This is a genomic window from Clostridium saudiense, from assembly GCF_000577815.1.
Taxonomy (GTDB): domain Bacteria; phylum Bacillota; class Clostridia; order Clostridiales; family Clostridiaceae; genus Clostridium; species Clostridium saudiense.
In genome coordinates, this window is the sequence record NZ_CBYM010000010.1 from 1 (window position 1) to 18,133 (window position 18,133).

The window sequence follows — 18,133 nt, forward strand, 5'->3', positions numbered from 1 at the left end:
CCTCAAGCGACTTCTTTATCTTATCACTACTCTTTTTCCTTGTCAACAACTTTTTTTAAAAAAGTTTTTTTGACATTTTATTGGGTAATGAATTATTTATTGTCACTTCAAAATAAACTCATTCAACAACTTTCGTTTGTTTTGTTCATTTGTCATCAGCGACGTGTTTTATCTTAACATTAACATAAATATTAATCTTTTATTTTTTTTGATTTAAATTAAATTATATTTATTTTTCTCTTATTTTATTTATTTTACTTTATTTTTCTACTATTGATACACTAGGCACAGAGTACATATATTTTTTTGCATTATGTTCTACTTTATATAAAAAAAGTGATAAATTACAAATCTATTATTTGTAATTTATCACTTAACATAATTAAATATATTTAATATTTTATTCTTCTATATCTTCTTTTTGAGCTTCTTCTACTAATCTATCTAAACTAGTATCATTGTTTTCTTCAATCACTTCATTATCTGCACATGCTTCTAATGTTAATTGTTCATCACTTTCTTCTTCTCCATTACTTGCTATCTTAGCAACAGCAACTACTTTTTCTTCTTCAGTAGTTCTCATTAAAGTAACTCCCATAGCAGATCTACTGGTTACTGATATATCAGATACATTTATTCTAATTGCAATTCCACTTGTATTTATAAGCATTAATTCATCTTCTGGCTTACAAACAGTAGCACCTACAACCTTACCTGTCTTTTCACTTATCTTATAAGTAATAAGACCTACTCCACCTCTATTTTGTCTCTTATATTCAGTTAATGGAGTTCTCTTACCAAATCCATTCTCACTAATTACTAATAAATCTTCTTCATCAACTGCTATATCCATACAAACAGCTATATCATTTTCTCTTAAGTTCATAGACTTAACTCCTGATGCTGTTCTTCCCATAGGTCTTACATCTTGTTCATTGAACTTAATTGCATTACCCTCTTGAGAAACTATTATAATATCAGCATCTCCTCTTGTAACCTTAACCTTAAGAAGTTCATCACCTTCTCTTAAGTTAATAGCTATTAGTCCACTCTTTCTTAAGTTCTTAAATTCTGATAAAGGTGTTTTCTTAACTAATCCATGCTTAGTTGCCATGAATAAATATCCTTCATCAATATTATCTCTAACAGTTAATACAGTTTCTATTTTTTCATCTTGTTCTATTTGAATAAGATTTATTATATTAGTTCCTTTTGCTGTTCTTCCAGCATCAGGAATTTCATATGCTCTCTTCTTATATACTCTACCTCTATTAGTAAAGAATAATACATCTGAATGAGTCGAAGTAACTAAAACATGTTCTACGAAATCATCTTCTTTTGTAGACATTGCTTGAATACCTCTTCCCCCTCTTCTTTGAGCAGAATATGTATCAGCTGATATTCTCTTAATATATCCTGAGTTAGTTAGTGTAATAACAGTTTCTTCTTCTTGAATTAAATCTTCTATATCAATGTCATTAACAACTTTTTCTATTTGAGTTCTTCTTTCATCGTTATATCTTGCCTTTATTTCAAGTAATTCTTCTTTAATTACACCTAATAATTTTTCTTCACTTGCAAGAATTGAATTTAAATAGCCAATAAGTTTCATTAACTCAGCATACTCTTCTTCAATTTTATCTCTTTCTAAGCCTGTTAATCTTCTTAATCTCATTTCTAAGATAGCAACAGCTTGTTTTTCAGATAATCCAAATCTTTCGATTAATGTATTCTTAGCTATTTCACTAGTTTTTGATCCTCTAATAATATTAATTACTTCATCAATATTATCTAAAGCTATTCTTAATCCTTCAAGAATATGAGCTCTCGCTTGTGCTTTTTCTAATTCAAATATTGTTCTTCTAGTAACAACTTCTTTTTGGAAACTAATATAGTTACTTAATATTTCTTTTAAATTTAAGACTTGAGGCTCATTATTTACTAAAGCTAACATAATGATACCAAAAGTATCCTGCATCTTTGTATGCTTAAATAATAGATTTAAAACAACATTTGGATTTGCATCCTTCTTTAATTCTATTACTATTCTCATACCGTCTCTGTCAGATTCATCTCTTAAATCTGAAATTCCAACAATCTTTTTATCTTTAACTAAGTCAGCAATGCTTTCTATAAGTTTAGCCTTATTAACTTGGTATGGAATTTCTGTAACTATTATTCTATGTCTTCCATTTTCCTCTTCAATTTCAGTTTTAGATCTAACTACAATTTTCCCTTTTCCAGTTTCATATGCAGCTCTTATACCTGATTTACCCATTATTATTCCACCTGTTGGGAAGTCAGGTCCCTTTATACATGTCATAATATCTAATCCTGTAGCTTCAGGATTATCTATTAACATTATAGTTCCATCAATAACTTCACCTAAGTTATGAGGAGGAATATTTGTTGCCATACCAACTGCTATACCTGAAGATCCATTAACTAAAAGGTTTGGATATCTTGAAGGTAACACTACTGGTTCTTGTTCCTCACCATCAAAGTTTGGCATGAAATCAACAGTATTCTTATTAATATCTCTAAGCATTTCAATTGCAATTTTATTCATTTTAGCTTCTGTATATCTCATTGCCGCTGCACTGTCTCCATCAACAGAACCGAAGTTACCGTGACCGTCAACAAGCATATATCTCATTGAGAAATCTTGAGCCATTCTTACTAATGCATCATAAACTGATGAATCACCATGTGGATGATATTTACCTAAAACTTCACCAACTATTCTGGCACATTTTCTGTATCCCTTATTAGGCTCTAAGCCCAACTCTTGCATTGCATAAAGAATTCTTCTATGAACTGGTTTAAGACCATCTCTTACGTCTGGAAGAGCACGCCCAACAATTACGCTCATCGCATAATCAATGTAGCATCTTTTCATTTCTTTATTTATATCTACATGTATAAATTTTCCCTCGTTTAAGTTCATGTACTCACCTCAACTAATACTAAATATTTAGTACTATATATCTAAATTGCTAACTTTATTAGCATTCTTTTGAATAAATTCTCTTCTTGGTTCAACCTTATCTCCCATTAATATAGTGAATATTTCATCAGCAGCAATAGCATCTTCTACAGTTGCTTTTAAAAGAATTCTATGTTCTGGGTCCATTGTTGTATCCCATAATTGATTAGCATTCATTTCTCCAAGACCTTTGTATCTTTGAATGTTTATTGAGTTATCTTTTCCACCAAACTCTTCTAAAATCTTATCAAGATCTTCATCCGTATATGCATACTCTTCTCTCTTACCTTTGCTAACTTTATATAATGGTGGTTGTGCTATATAAACATGACCTCCATCTATAAGTGGTCTCATATATCTATAGAAGAATGTTAATAATAAAGTTCTTATATGAGCACCATCAACATCGGCATCGGTCATTATTATTATTCTATTGTATCTTAATTTTGCTTCATCAAAATCTTTTCCTATTCCTGCACCAAATGCAGTAATCATAGATCTGATTGTGTCTGAATTAAGTATTCTATCTAATCTTTGTTTTTCAACATTTAATATTTTACCTCTTAAAGGTAAAATAGCTTGGAATTTTCTATTTCTTCCTTGCTTTGCTGAACCCCCGGCTGAATCCCCTTCGACTATATAAATTTCACATTCCATTGGATCCTTAGATGAACAATCTGCTAATTTACCTGGAAGTGTAGATCTTTCAAGAACTGATTTTCTTGTAAGTTCTCTAGCTTTTCTAGCTGCATCTCTAGCTCTTGCTGCCATTAATGCTTTATCTATTATAATCTTACCTACTGCAGGATTTTCTTCTAAGAAAATACTTACACCTTCAGCAACTATTGAATCAACAACACCTCTAACTTCTGAATTTCCTAACTTAGTTTTAGTTTGACCTTCAAATTGAGGCTCAGATATCTTAACAGAAACAACAGCTGTAAGACCTTCTCTTGCATCATCACCAGATAGATTCTTATCATTATCTTTAATATGACCAAATCTCTTAGCATAATCGTTTATTGCTCTTGTTAAAGCACTTTTAAATCCAGCTAAATGAGTTCCCCCTTCAATAGTATCTATATTGTTAGCAAAAGAATATAGATTTTCATTATATCCATCGTTATATTGAAGGGCAATTTCAGCTATTATTCCATCTTTTTCACCTTCAACATAAATAGGAGACTCATGTAAAACTTCTTTATTTCTATTTAAGTAAGAAACGAATTCTTTTATCCCACCTTCATAGTGGAATTTTTCAACTCTTTCTTCACCTTCTCTTTTATCAGTTAAAGTAATTGCAATTCCTTTGTTAAGAAATGCTAATTCTCTTAATCTACTTGCTAATACTTCAAAATCAAATACAGTGTCTTCAAAAATTTCATGATCTGGTTTAAATAATACCTTAGTTCCATGTTCATCAGATTCACCAATCTTCGTTAAATCACATAAAACATTTCCTCTTGAGTATTTTTGTTGCCATATGAAACCTTCTCTTTTAACTGTAACTTCGCAGTATTCAGATAATGCATTAACTACTGAAGCACCAACTCCATGAAGACCACCAGATACTTTATATCCACCGCCTCCAAATTTTCCTCCAGCATGTAAAACAGTCATTATAACTTCAACTGTAGCTTTACCCATTTTAGGGTGAATTCCAACTGGCATACCTCTACCATCATCAACTACAGTAATTGAATTATCTTCATTTATTGCAACTTCTATATTTTTACAGAATCCAGCTAATGCCTCATCTATACTGTTATCAACTATTTCATATACTAAATGATGAAGACCCCTAGAACTCGTGCTACCTATGTACATACCAGGTCTTTTTCTTACAGCCTCTAAGCCTTCTAAAACCTGAATCTGACTTTCATCATAACTTTGCTTATTCTCTTCCAACATAAATTCCTCCTTATACTTTTAATTTTTTTAACTATGAAGGCTAAATATTGGACTTATGGATTATAATCAATATTTGTTCTCTTAGTTAAAGTAGATGATGAAATAGGTGATAAATACACCTTACTCATTTTATTAACTTCCGCTATAACAAATGATTTAGGACTTTCCTTTGAAATTCTTTCAACAAATCCGTCTTCTTCAGCCATTCTCAAAAATGATATTGTATCTGAACTATACATTGATGTTTGTAAGTCAAATATACCAATTACATCTTTTATTGGTACTACTACATTTTCCCCTAAGTGTAAAAACATAAGAACTCCTCCTTTAGTTAAGAATTTCTCCATCCTTAACTTTAAAAACTTTAGATTTATCATCCAAATACTCATATAAATCTTCAATTCCAGTACATGTAATAATTGTTTGGATATCTCCTATTGTACTTAATATATATCTCTTCCTACTAAAATCTAATTCAGAAAGTACATCATCTAAAAGTAAAACTGGGTGTTCTCCTGTAAGCTCCTTAATGATTTTTAAAGATGCAAATTTAATAGTTAAAACAGCAGTTCTTTGTTGTCCTTGAGACCCATAGCTTTTTGTGTCAATATCATTAATTAAGACTATAAAATCGTCTCTATGTGGTCCTACAGAGGTAATTCCTCTCTCGCTATCTCTAACTCTATTTTTTTCTAATAGTGCATAAAAATTATCTTTTATATTTTCTAAATCTTTAATAGTACTAGTATATCTAAATTCAATTTTTTCTTTTCCTGAAGTTATGTCTGAATGTATTTTTTCAGAATACTTATTTAGCTTTTTAATGTATTCTAATCTCTCCATTATTATATTATATCCAAATTCAACCAATTGCATATCATATACCTCTAAAATATCTTTATTTATATTTCGATTTCTTAATATGCTGTTTCTTTCATTCAAAACTTTATTGTATTGAACAAGATTATAATAATATTTAGGATTTAATTGACACAACTCCATATCTATGAATTTTCTTCTTACACCGGGAGAATCCTTAATTATCTTTAAATCTTCCGGAGAAAACATAACAACATTAAAATTTCCGAATAATTCACCGATCTTTTTAATTTTAATCTTGTTAATTTGTATTGCTTTTTTTCCGTCCTTAAGAATGCTTATATCTATTCTCTTATCCAATCTCTCTCTACCAACAGAAACACTTAAAAGTGCATTATCAGCATTCCAATTAATAAGTTCCCTGTCTTTTGATGTCCTATGAGACCTTGCAAAAGCACAATAGTATATACCCTCTAATATATTAGTTTTTCCTTGAGCATTATCGCCCATAAAAACATTAACATGTGGACCTAAGCTTATATCCAATACATTATAATTTCTGTAATTAAGCATTTGCAATCTTTTAATAAACATCTTAAACACCTTTAATTATAACATATTAAACTTAATAAGGTTAAGCACTCTGGGAAAAATAGTCTTTAGACTACTTCGTAACTTTCCCCATTAAATTCAACTATGTCACCTTTATATAATTTTTTTCCTCTTTGAGTGCAAATTTCATTATTAACTTTAACAAGCTCATCTAAAATTAACATTTTAGCTTCTGAACCCATAGATACTGCACCTGAAAATTTTAAAAATGAATCTAATTTAATAAACTCTGTTGTAATTTCTATTTTATTCATAACGCTTCTTGTATAATTATTCAAGTTTTATACAAGTTCCTCCTATCTTACTAGTCTTACTGGTAAAACTAAGTATTTAGCATTATTGCTATTTTTTCCTTTTATTACACATGGACTAACACTTGAAGTCATTTCAATAACCACATCATCTTCTTCCATATTCTTCAATACATCTAATAAGTATCTTGAATTAAATGCAATTTGTATTCCTTCACCTTGCAGATTTATGTTAACTTCTTCTCTTACCTTTCCCAATTGAGAATTAGAAGTGATAACTAAAGTATCTTCTTGTACATCTAATCTTATTAAATTGCTATTTCCGTCTTTCGCCATTAGTGATGCTCTTTCAATACCTTGTTGAAGTTCTTGTTTTTTAACATTCACTAATAATTTATATTCTTGAGGTAAAAGAGAAATATAATTTACAAATTTACCATCTAATAATCTAGATATAATTTTTGTATTATTAATATTAAATAAAATATGATTGTTAGTAAAAGTGATTTTTACAATATCAGCATTATCTTCTAATATTTTTGAAACTTCATTTAAAGTTTTTCCTGGTATAACAACTTCGATGTTATCATCAACATCTAGCAATTCACTTCTAACAGCTAATCTATATCCATCTAATGCAACTAAATTAAGCTCTTTATTTTTAACTTCAAAAAGTATCCCTTGTAATATTGGTCTAGCTTCATCTAGAGCTATTGCAAAAGAAGTTCCTTTTATCATATTTTTTAATAAGTTTTGTGGTACTTCTACATTAAGGTCTTCATTGATGCTTGGTAACGCTGGATAATCAGTTGCATTCATATAAACAACATTGAAAACAGACTTTTCACAAGTAATTTGAACTAAATCATTTTCAGCTATTTCTATTTTTACATCTGAATTTGGTAATTTTCTTATTATTTCAGAGAAAATCTTAGAATCAATTACAATACTACCTTCTGTTAATACTTCAGCTTCTACTTTTGTTTCGATACTAACATCCATATCAGATCCTATTAATGTTAGACCTTCTTTAGTGGCTTGAATGTAAATACCTTCTAATACAGGCATAGTAGTTTTTCCTGTTATAGCTTTTGTAACGATAGAAATTCCATCTTGTAATTTTTGCTTTGAGCATATTATGTTCATAATCTTACCTCCTAAGTTATACACAGTTATGCACATAGAATTATGCAATTTAAATAGATAATATATATATAATAAATATAATAATAGTAGTAGTAAGGGATGTGGATATGTGGATAAGTACCTCCAGCCCTTATTTTTCAATAAAATTCATGCAAAAAATACTGTGGATAAGTCGGTAACAAAATCATACTCTTATCCACAGTATTCACAGCCAAAGACGAATAAATGACTTATCCACAAACTATTCACTAGTTATTATGTACAGTTGTTGATTATTTTTGAGTTAACTTTTTTGTTATATCATTTATTGTGTGTTCTAAGCTCTCGTCTTTATTTAGGCTTTCTGATATTTTTTCATAAGCATGAATTACAGTAGTATGGTCACGTCCACCAAATTCCTCGCCAATTTTAGGTAATGACATGTCTGTAAGTTTTCTGCTTAAATACATAGCTATCTGTCTTGGATATGCTACGTTTCTTGTTCTTCTCTGTGATTTCAAGTCCTCAACTCTTAAATTAAAGTAAGCAGCTACAACATCTTGAATAAGATCTATAGTAATGCTTTTATTTTGTTTATTTGAAATTATATCTTTTAAAGCTTCAGTAGCTAAATCAACAGTAATTTCACGATTTGTTAAAGATGAATATGCTACAATTCTAATTAATGCACCTTCAAGTTCTCTAATGTTAGACTTTATCTTAGTAGCTATGTATACCATAACTTCATTAGGAACATTTAGCTTTTCTACATCAGCCTTTTTCTTTAAAATAGCCATTCTTGTTTCAAAGTCAGGTGCTTGAATATCAGCAATAAGACCCCATTCAAATCTTGAACGTAATCTATCCTCTAAAGTAGGAATTTCTTTAGGGGGCCTATCTGATGATAGAATTATTTGTTTATTTGCTTCATGCAATGTATTAAAAGTGTGGAAAAACTCTTCTTGAGTTCTTTCCTTGCCAGCGATAAATTGAATATCGTCTATTAATAAGACATCAACGCTTCTGTATTTAGTTCTAAATTCTTCATTTTTATCATCTTTTATTGCATTTATCAGTTCGTTAGTAAATTTCTCAGATGAAACATAAACAACTTTTGCATTTGGATTATTTTGAAGAATATAATGTCCAATTGCATGCATTAAGTGTGTTTTCCCTAGTCCCACGCCTCCATAAATGAAAAGAGGATTATAAGCTTTAGCTGGAGATTCAGCAACAGCAAGAGATGCAGCATGAGCAAATCTATTACTATTACCTATTACAAATGAATCAAAAGTATATTTTGGATTTAATGTACTAGACATTTCGTCATTTACAGTAACAGCAATTCCATCATTTTTATTAGTATTTTTATTTGTTTCATTTTTTTCTTCCGCTTCTTGTATTTCAGATGCTATAACAAAATCTAAATTATATGTTTTTGAACAAGCAGCTTCGATTGAATTTATAACTAAATCTTTATACCTTTTTTCTAATATATCTTGAGTGAAGGAATTCGGAACACTGATTATGATAGTATTTGATGACATGGATATTGGCTCGCAACTTTTAATCCAAGTGTTAAAACTAACCTCAGTTAACTCGCCTTTTATTATGTTTAGGGTTTTTTCCCACAATTCTTTAAGCTCAGTTTCCATTTAAGCTATCCTCCAAAAAAAGAAATTTTAAAAAATTATTAACAAGATATCAACAAAGTTATTAACAAAAAAATGATTATGTTGATAAAGTTGATAAAATTAATAACATGTTAACAATTTATGTAGATAATATAATTACATTATAGTTATCCACAATTTTAGATATTATAAACATAGATATTATTAACAGCGAATAAAAGCCCTAGTTTTGATAATAATAACTACGTAATTATAGAGTTAATAAGAAAGATTGAACAAGTTATACACAGATTAATCCACAATTGTGGATAAGTTAAGTTATTCACATTTTTATTCACACTTATACTTAATAATATCATATAGTTACATAAGTTATCAATAAGTTATCCACAAATTTTAACCTGTGAATAAAATTATCAACAGTTTTGCGGAATTTAATTCATATTGACAGTAAAAAGGTAAATATATATAATGATAAGGTAACTTTAAATTGAGAAATATAGTTTTTACTATAAATAAATCACTCAAAGGGGGTGTATTTCGAATGTTCATGACATACCAACCAAAAAAGAGACAAAGAAAAAAAGAACATGGTTTCAGAAAGAGAATGAGCACTGCTTCAGGAAGAACTGTTCTTAAGAGAAGAAGACAAAAAGGTAGAAAAAAATTAACAGCATAAGGGCCGCACTTTGTGGCCTTTTTTCTGCACATGCAGGTATTTTAAGGAGAGTTTATTAAAACTTATGATATACAAATTAAGAAAGAATACAGAATTTAGACTTGTTTACAGAAGAGGAAAGTCTTATGCTAATAAATTATTAGTTCTATATGTTTTTAATAATAAGAAGAATATTAATGAAGAAAATGAATTATATAATAAGGTAGGAATTTCTGTAAGTAAAAAAGTTGGAAATAGTGTAGTAAGAAGTAGAAGTAAAAGATTAATATATGAAAGCTATAGGTTAAATGTTAAAGACATTAAGACTGGATATGATTTTGTTTTTGTAGCTAGAAGTGCTATTAATGAAAAAAAATATAGCGATGTAGAAGCAGCTATGATAAACTTATTGAAAAAGGCAGGAATATATTTAAAATGAAAAAATTGCTTTTAAATATTATAAAGCTATATCAAAAATATTATTCTCCTATGAGACCTAGAAGATGTATATTTGTTCCTACATGCTCACAGTATGCAGTTGAGGCAATTACTAAATATGGTGTACTTAAAGGAGGATTTTTATCTATAATGAGAATTTTAAGGTGTAATCCTTTTAACAAAAATGGGGGATATGATCCGGTAAAATAAGGAGGCTATTAGAATGTGGAATGCAATTGTAAATGTAATGACGAAAATGTTCGATGCTTTACATAATATGATTATTGCATTAGGGGTACCAGAACATGCAGAAGGGATTTCGTATGTATTAGCAATCGTGCTTTTTACAGCAATTATAAGATTATTAATATTACCTCTTAATATTAAAGCAACAAAATCGAATGCAAAAATGCAAGAAATACAACCAGAAATGCAAAAACTTCAAAAGAAGTATGCAAATGACCCACAGAAGTTACAATTAGAAACTTCTAAATTAATGAAAGAAAACAATGTTAGTATGTTCGGTGGATGTCTACCAACATTATTACCATTACCTATATTATTTGCTTTATATGGGGTATTTAGAACTATAACAGCAACACCTGGGGCTGATACATCGTTCTTATTCATACCAGATATATTCGCTTATCCAAAAGGGATTGGATTTGTTTCTATAATACTAGCTATATTAGCAGCATTAAGTACTTATATACCATCATTATTATTAAGTAAATCAATGCCTCAGCAAGAAGGCGGAATGAATATGAGTACTATGAATATTGTTATGTCAGGTATGATGGGATTCATGTCTCTTCAATTCCAACCAATATTAATAATTTATTGGATAACTGGTGGGATAATTCAATTAATTCAAACATATTTCTTAAATTATCGTCCAGCAATGAAAAAGAAAAAAGTTGAAGAAGAAAAGGCGGCGCAAGCTAAAATTCAAAAAGCTAAAAAATCTACACCAAAAACTAAAAAGAGATAATTATCATATTTTATAGGTGGTGAATAGGGTATGAAAACAATAGAAATGACTGGTAAAACGGTTGATGAAGCTTTAAAAAATGCATTAGATGAATTAAAGCTTACAAAAGAAAATGTAGATGTTGAGATAATTGATGAGGGTAGTAAGGGTTTATTTAACCTAATAGGAGCTAAGCCAGCAAAGGTTAGGGTAACTAAAAAGCCTGATAGTATAGATAATGCAAAAAAGTTTTTAACTGATGTATTAAATTCTATGAATATAAAGGCTGATATTAATATTAAAGAAGAAAATGATGTTGTAAATATTAATTTATGTGGCGATAAGATGGGATTAGTAATAGGGTATAGAGGTGAAACATTAGATTCGCTTCAATATTTAGTTTCTTTAGTAATAAATAAGAATCATGAAAATCCTTACAAGAGAGTCGTATTAGATGCAGAAAATTATAGAAGCAAAAGGGAAGAAACTCTAGTAAGAGTTGCTCAAAAAGCTGCTTATAAAGTAAGAAAATCTAAAAGACCTTACAAATTAGAACCTATGAACCCATATGAAAGAAGAATTATTCATTCAGCGTTACAAGAATATAATGATATTAACACATATAGTGAAGGTGAAGAGCCTTTTAGAAGAATAGTAATAAGTTTCAAAAAATAATAAGAGAAGACTTTTTTAAGTCTTCTCTTATTATTTTTTTAGAATTTTGACTTATATAAAATAGTTATGTAAAATGAATAATAGCGAAAATAGGGCATAATAATTAAAAACGGAAAATCCGGAGGATTAAGAATGAAAGAATTTGATACAATATGTGCTATAGCTACTGCTTTAGGTGAAGGTGGTATTGCAATTATTAGAATATCAGGAGATAAAGCATTAGATATAGCATCAAAGATATTTAAGCCTAAAAGCAATGATGATATTAGAAATATGAAATCTTATACAATGAAGTATGGACATATTTATGATGGAGAAACTAATGAGCTTATTGATGAAGTGATAATTAGTTTTATGAAAGGACCTAAGAGTTTTACAGCAGAAGATACAATAGAAATAAATTGTCATGGTGGAGTTGTTTCAACTAATAAAGTTTTAGAAACAGTAATAAAGGCTGGAGCAAGACTTGCAGAACCAGGAGAATTTACAAAAAGAGCATTTTTAAACGGTAGAATTGATTTATCTCAAGCTGAAGCTGTTATGGATATAATAACTGCTAAAACTGATTTAGCAATGAAATCAGCATTAATGCAGAGTAATGGATATTTATCGAAAGAAATTAATAGATTAAGAGAGTATATGTTAAATATATTAGCTTTAGTTGAGTTTGCAGTTGACTTTACAGAAGATGATGAAGAAATAGATCCAAGTATACCATTAAAGGTTGGAGAAAGTTTAGAAAAGGCTATAAGTGAAATGAATGGACTTTTAAAGAGTGCAGATGAAGGAAAGCTAATAAGAGAAGGATTAAGCTTAGCGATTGTAGGTAAGCCTAATGTAGGTAAATCATCACTATTAAATGCCTTATTAAGACAAAAAAGAGCAATAGTAACTGATATTGCTGGAACAACAAGAGATATTATAGAAGAGTACATAAATTTAGATGGAATTCCTGTCAAAATAATAGATACAGCAGGGATTAGAGAAACTGAAGATGTTGTAGAAAAAATTGGAGTTGAAAGATCAAGAGAAAAAATTCAAGAAGCTGATTTAGTATTATTAGTACTTGATTCTTCAAGAGAATTAGATGATGAGGACAAAGAAATTATTGATTCTGTTGGAGATAAGAAGTGTGTTGTTATATTAAATAAGATAGACTTAGAATGTAAGATAGATGAAAATGTAATAAGCAACTTTGAGAACATAATCAAGATATCAGCTAAGGAAGAAATAGGATTAAGTGATTTAAAAGAAACCATAAAAGAACTATTCTTTAGTGGAAAAATTGATACAGAAAGTCTAATTATATCTAATTCAAGACATAAGCAAGCTTTATTTAGAGCATTAGAAAATGCTGAAATGGCATTAAGTAAAGTAAGAATGAACGAATATTTAGATTTAATATCTATTTTTGTTACTTCAGCACTAAGAGCTTTAAATGAAATCACTGGTGATGAATTAGAAGAAGACTTAGTAAATAAAATATTTGGAGATTTCTGTGTAGGAAAGTAGGAGTATAGAAATGAGATATAATGCAGGAGAATACGACGTAGTTGTAGTTGGTGCTGGTCATGCAGGATGTGAGGCAGGACTTGCGTCAGCTAGAATGGGATTAAAGACATTAGTATGCACAATAAATCTTGATGCAATCGGATTAATGCCATGTAATCCTAATATAGGAGGTACAGCTAAAGGACATTTAGTAAGAGAAATTGATGCACTTGGTGGAGAAATGGGAGTTAATATAGATGAAACATTTATTCAATCAAGAATGCTAAATACTTCTAAAGGACCGGCAGTACACTCATTAAGAGCACAAGCAGATAGAAAAAAATATCAAAACAGAATGAAAAGTGTATTAGAAAATCAAGAGAATCTTGAGGTTAGACAACTTGAAGTTATTGATATTGATATAGAAGATGGTAAAGTTGTTGGTGTTTTAACTAAAAATGGAGCATTTTTTAAATGTAAAGCAATAATTTTAACAACAGGTACATATTTAAGAGCAAAAGTAATAATTGGTGATGTTATTTATAATAGTGGACCAAATGGTTTAGCACCAGCTAATGAATTAACTCAACATTTAATGGATCTTGGAATCGAAATGAGAAGATTTAAGACTGGTACACCAGCAAGAATAAATAGAAAGTCCGTAGATTTTTCTAAGATGATAGAACAACCAGGTGATGAAAAGATAGTACCATTTTCATTCATGAATGATAATATTGAAAGAGAACAAATTTCTTGTTGGTTAACTTACACTAATGAGGAAACTCATAATATTATAAGAGAAAATATAGGTAGATCACCTTTATATAACGGAAGTATTGAAGGGGTAGGACCAAGATATTGCCCATCTATAGAAGATAAGGTTATGAAATTCCCTGATAAGAATAGACATCAAATATTCATAGAACCTGAAGGTGAAGATACATTAGAGATGTATGTAGGTGGAATGTCTTCATCATTACCAGAAGATGTTCAAATTAAGATGTATAGAACATTAGATGGACTTGAAAATGTTGAATTTTTAAGAACTGCATATGCAATTGAATATGATTCAATTAATCCTATGCAATTAAAGCCAACATTAGAGTTTAAAACAATAGAAGGATTATATGGAGCAGGGCAATTAAATGGTAGTTCAGGATATGAAGAGGCTGCTGCACAAGGGATAGTAGCAGGTATTAATGCGGCTTTAAAGATTAAAGGTGAAGAGCCAATGATATTAACTCGTTCTGATGCATATGCAGGAGTTTTAATAGATGATTTAGTTACAAAAGGTACAAACGAACCTTATAGAATGATGACTTCTAGGGCTGAATATAGATTGTTATTAAGACAAGACAATGCAGATTTTAGATTAACTGAAATAGGAAGAAGAGTAGGGTTAGTAACAGACGAAAGATATAATAGATTCTTAAATAGAAAAGCTAATATAGAAAGTGAAGTTGAAAGATTAAAGAATTTACAAATAACTAATAAGAGAGAAAATAATGAATTCTTAGTTAGTCTTAATTCTACAGAATTAAAGAAACCTATTAGCATGTATGAATTAATCAAGAGACCTGAATTAGATTATTTCATGTTAGCACCATTAGATTTAGAAAGACCTAATTATACAGATGATATTGGGGAACAAGTAAATATAATAGCAAAATATGAAGGATATATAGCTAGTCAATTGGATCAAGTTAAGCAATTTAAGAAGTTCGAAAAGAAGCTATTACCAGAAAATATAGATTATAATGATATAAAGGGATTAAGAGTTGAAGCTATTCAAAAATTAAGTTCAATAAGACCTGTAAGTATAGGTCAGGCTTCAAGAATATCAGGAGTTTCTCCAGCAGATATATCTGTATTACTTATTTATTTAGAACATCAATATAAGAAGAATAAAGTGGAGGAATAAAATGAAATTTTTTGACTTAATGAAAGAAGCTGCTAATGAAGTAGGATTAGAATTAACAGAAGTACAATATGAGCAATTCATTAAATATATGAGACTTCTTCAAGAATGGAATGAGAAAATTAACTTAACAGCTATAACTGAAGATGAGGAAGTTATAAAAAAGCATTTTATAGACTGTATTAAAGCATTTAAGTCTGATGCAATTAAGAATGCTAGGAATATAATTGATGTTGGAACAGGAGCTGGTTTTCCAGGATTACCAATAGCAATAATGAATCCAAATGTAGAAGTAACTCTTTTAGATTCATTAAATAAGAGAATTAATTATTTAAATATAGTAGTAAGAGAACTTGGGTTAAAAAATGTTACAACTATTCACTCAAGGGCTGAAGATGGGGCTAGAAAACAAGAATTAAGAGAGAAATTTGATGTTGCAACTTCAAGAGCTGTAGCTAATATGGCTGTTTTATCTGAATTCTGTATGCCATATGTAAGAAAAGGTGGATATTTTGTAGCCTTAAAAGGGCCTTCTATAGATGAAGAACTTAAAAATGCTGGTAATGCAATAAAAACTTTAGGTGGAGAGTTAAAGGGAATAATAGAAGTTTCTATTGAAGAAACTGACTTAAAACATAATATTGTAGAGGTTGAAAAAATAAAACCATGTCCTAAGACTTATCCAAGAAAAGCAGGAACAATTACTAAAAAGCCATTATAGAATAAAACAAATTATATATAGTAGGGTACCATATGAAATAAAAAATAATATAATGATTTGTCTTACAAAACTATAAGAATATAGAAGGAAATAAAAAAGAAAAAGCGGAATTGTTAAAATATGGAACTAAATGTTGATTAACAAATTGTGAGGGATGGTCGTACAAATATGAATAAAGAAATAATGAACATAAAGGTAGAGAGTATTTTTCCAAATACATATCAACCAAGAAAGTTTTTTAATGAAGAAGCACTAAATGAATTAAGCCAATCGATTATAGAACATGGTATAATTCAACCTATTACAGTTAGAAGAATGGGAGATAAATTTGAATTAGTAGCAGGGGAAAGAAGATGGAGAGCCGCTAGAATGGCAGAACTTGAATTTGTACCGTGTAATGTAATTGATATTACAGATACAGAATCAGCAGAATTAGCATTATTAGAAAACCTGCAAAGAGAAGATTTAAATTTCATGGAAGAAGCTGAAGCATATTACAATTTAATTAATGACCATAAGTTTACTCAAGAAGAATTAGCAAAAAGAATGGGTAAAAAACAATCAACAATAGCTAATAAATTGAGATTATTAAAGCTAAGCGATAAAGTAAGAATTTTATGTCTTGAAAATAATCTAACGGAAAGACATGCAAGAGCGTTATTAAGTTTACCAAATGAAGAATTACAATTAAAGGTTGTGAAAAAAGTAATAGCAAATTCTTTAAATGTAAAGAAAACTGAAGAGCTAATTAATACTGAGTTATTAAAATTAGCTGGTGAACAAATGAAAAAGAGAAAAGGTAAAGGGGTTTTACCTGGGAAGTTATATGTTAATACTATAAAGCAAGTATTAAATAAGTTTAATATTCCCGCTGAATACAAACTTCAAGATAAGGAAGAATGTATTGAGATAACAGTTTCTATACCTAAAAACAAATAAGATTTTCAAGGCACTCAAGCTTTATTTTGAGTGCCTTTTTATAATATGTTTCACGTGAAACATTTACTAAGAAAAATTTTTTATTAAATATTTCACGTGAAATAATAATTAACTTAAATTTCATCTTATTTTTAATAACACTATCTTTAACTATTACAAGAAAATATATATAATATACATATGGGAAGGGGGTGAAGTCCTTAATAAGGACTTTTTATGAAAAAAATTTGTATTTTTAATCAAAAGGGTGGAGTTGGAAAAACTACTACTAATATAAATTTATGTGCTTTTCTAGCAATGGAGGGCTATAGAGTATTAACAATAGATATTGATCCTCAGGGAAATACAACTAGCGGTTTAGGATTAGACAAGAGAAACTTAGAATATTCTATGTATGATGTATTAACTGCTGATACTTCTTTAGAAAATGTTATTATTAAGAGTGAATTAATTCCTAATTTATACATAGCACCATCAACTATGGAATTAGCAGGTGCAGAAGTTGAAATTATAGGAGTAAAGGATAGGGAAACTATTCTTTTAAGAGAAATATCTAAGATACAAGATCAATATGATTTTATATTCATAGATTGCCCACCATCATTAGGTGTTTTAACAATAAATGCATTAACTGCTGTTGATTCAGTACTGATTCCAATACAATGTGAATTCTATGCATTAGAGGGTGTAGGTCAATTAATTAATACAGTTCAATTAGTTAAAAAATCATTAAATAAGTCTCTTGATATAGAAGGTGTAGTAATGACTATGTATGACTATAGAACTAATTTGAGTAATGAAGTATATGAGGAAGCAAAAAAATTCTTCAATGATAAGGTATATGAAACGACTATTGCTAGAAATATAAGATTGGCAGAGGCACCAAGTTTTGGATTACCTATTATGCTTTATGATGAAAAGTGCAAAGGCGCTGCAGCATATAAAAAATTTGCGAAAGAGTTTTTAAGTAAGCAATAAAGGGGTT

The 18,133-nt window shown here is 29.2% G+C and carries 17 protein-coding genes; 10 read left to right on the forward strand and 7 right to left on the reverse strand.

The window, feature by feature from the left end; genetic code table 11:
• Positions 1-400: 400 nt before the first annotated feature.
• From gyrA to dnaA, 7 genes are all read right to left on the reverse strand, one after another.
• A complete protein-coding gene (gene gyrA, locus TY07_RS06825) occupies positions 401-2,947 on the reverse strand; it encodes a DNA gyrase subunit A (protein WP_042397177.1) in 2,547 nt (848 codons plus the stop codon).
• A 33-nt stretch (positions 2,948-2,980) separates the two neighbouring features.
• Complete coding sequence (gene gyrB / locus TY07_RS06830) at positions 2,981-4,897, reverse strand: DNA topoisomerase (ATP-hydrolyzing) subunit B (protein ID WP_172676195.1); 1,917 nt, start codon at positions 4,895-4,897, stop codon at positions 2,981-2,983.
• A gap of 53 nt (positions 4,898-4,950) precedes the next feature.
• Positions 4,951-5,211: an extracellular matrix regulator RemB gene (remB, locus tag TY07_RS06835; protein WP_042397179.1), complete on the reverse strand. Its 261-nt coding sequence runs from the start codon at positions 5,209-5,211 to the stop codon at positions 4,951-4,953.
• A gap of 13 nt (positions 5,212-5,224) precedes the next feature.
• A complete protein-coding gene (gene recF / locus TY07_RS06840; RefSeq protein WP_042397181.1) occupies positions 5,225-6,310 on the reverse strand; it encodes a DNA replication/repair protein RecF in 1,086 nt (361 codons plus the stop codon).
• A gap of 65 nt (positions 6,311-6,375) precedes the next feature.
• Positions 6,376-6,582, reverse strand: coding sequence for an RNA-binding S4 domain-containing protein (locus TY07_RS06845; protein ID WP_042397456.1), 207 nt, complete (start codon positions 6,580-6,582; stop codon positions 6,376-6,378).
• A gap of 42 nt (positions 6,583-6,624) precedes the next feature.
• Positions 6,625-7,725, reverse strand: a complete 1,101-nt coding sequence (dnaN, locus tag TY07_RS06850; protein WP_042397184.1) for a DNA polymerase III subunit beta — start codon at positions 7,723-7,725, stop codon at positions 6,625-6,627.
• A gap of 272 nt (positions 7,726-7,997) precedes the next feature.
• A complete protein-coding gene (gene dnaA / locus TY07_RS06855) occupies positions 7,998-9,359 on the reverse strand; it encodes a chromosomal replication initiator protein DnaA (RefSeq protein WP_042397186.1) in 1,362 nt (453 codons plus the stop codon).
• Positions 9,360-9,882: 523 nt separating this feature from the next.
• Between dnaA and rpmH the strand changes: the two genes are divergently transcribed.
• The 10 genes from rpmH to TY07_RS06905 all read left to right on the forward strand — a co-directional run bounded on the left by rpmH (position 9,883) and on the right by TY07_RS06905 (position 18,126).
• Positions 9,883-10,017: a 50S ribosomal protein L34 gene (gene rpmH, locus TY07_RS06860; protein WP_032116814.1), complete on the forward strand. Its 135-nt coding sequence runs from the start codon at positions 9,883-9,885 to the stop codon at positions 10,015-10,017.
• 64 nt (positions 10,018-10,081) lie between these two features.
• Positions 10,082-10,435 carry a ribonuclease P protein component gene (rnpA, locus tag TY07_RS06865; protein WP_042397193.1) on the forward strand — a complete coding sequence of 118 codons (354 nt, stop codon included), beginning with the start codon at positions 10,082-10,084 and terminating at the stop codon, positions 10,433-10,435.
• Entirely contained in the window at positions 10,432-10,644 is a 213-nt protein-coding gene (gene yidD / locus TY07_RS06870) for a membrane protein insertion efficiency factor YidD (RefSeq protein ID WP_042397196.1), read from the forward strand. The genes rnpA and yidD overlap by 4 nt, the downstream gene beginning before the upstream one ends.
• 13 nt (positions 10,645-10,657) lie before the next feature.
• Positions 10,658-11,425 (forward strand): membrane protein insertase YidC, encoded by a 768-nt coding sequence (yidC, locus tag TY07_RS06875; RefSeq protein WP_042397200.1) that lies wholly within the window; start codon positions 10,658-10,660, stop codon positions 11,423-11,425.
• A gap of 30 nt (positions 11,426-11,455) precedes the next feature.
• Positions 11,456-12,079, forward strand: coding sequence for an RNA-binding cell elongation regulator Jag/EloR (jag, locus tag TY07_RS06880; RefSeq protein ID WP_042397204.1), 624 nt, complete (start codon positions 11,456-11,458; stop codon positions 12,077-12,079).
• 132 nt (positions 12,080-12,211) lie between these two features.
• Positions 12,212-13,591: a tRNA uridine-5-carboxymethylaminomethyl(34) synthesis GTPase MnmE gene (gene mnmE, locus TY07_RS06885; protein WP_042397208.1), complete on the forward strand. Its 1,380-nt coding sequence runs from the start codon at positions 12,212-12,214 to the stop codon at positions 13,589-13,591.
• A gap of 10 nt (positions 13,592-13,601) precedes the next feature.
• On the forward strand, positions 13,602-15,491 hold the full coding sequence (gene mnmG, locus TY07_RS06890; protein WP_172676196.1) for a tRNA uridine-5-carboxymethylaminomethyl(34) synthesis enzyme MnmG: 1,890 nt from the start codon (positions 13,602-13,604) through the stop codon (positions 15,489-15,491).
• Between the two features lies 1 nt (position 15,492).
• Positions 15,493-16,209 (forward strand): 16S rRNA (guanine(527)-N(7))-methyltransferase RsmG, encoded by a 717-nt coding sequence (gene rsmG / locus TY07_RS06895; RefSeq protein WP_042397213.1) that lies wholly within the window; start codon positions 15,493-15,495, stop codon positions 16,207-16,209.
• Positions 16,210-16,377: 168 nt separating this feature from the next.
• On the forward strand, positions 16,378-17,148 hold the full coding sequence (gene noc, locus TY07_RS06900; RefSeq protein ID WP_042397216.1) for a nucleoid occlusion protein: 771 nt from the start codon (positions 16,378-16,380) through the stop codon (positions 17,146-17,148).
• A gap of 216 nt (positions 17,149-17,364) precedes the next feature.
• Positions 17,365-18,126 (forward strand): ParA family protein, encoded by a 762-nt coding sequence (locus TY07_RS06905; protein ID WP_042397219.1) that lies wholly within the window; start codon positions 17,365-17,367, stop codon positions 18,124-18,126.
• Positions 18,127-18,133 lie beyond the last annotated feature (7 nt).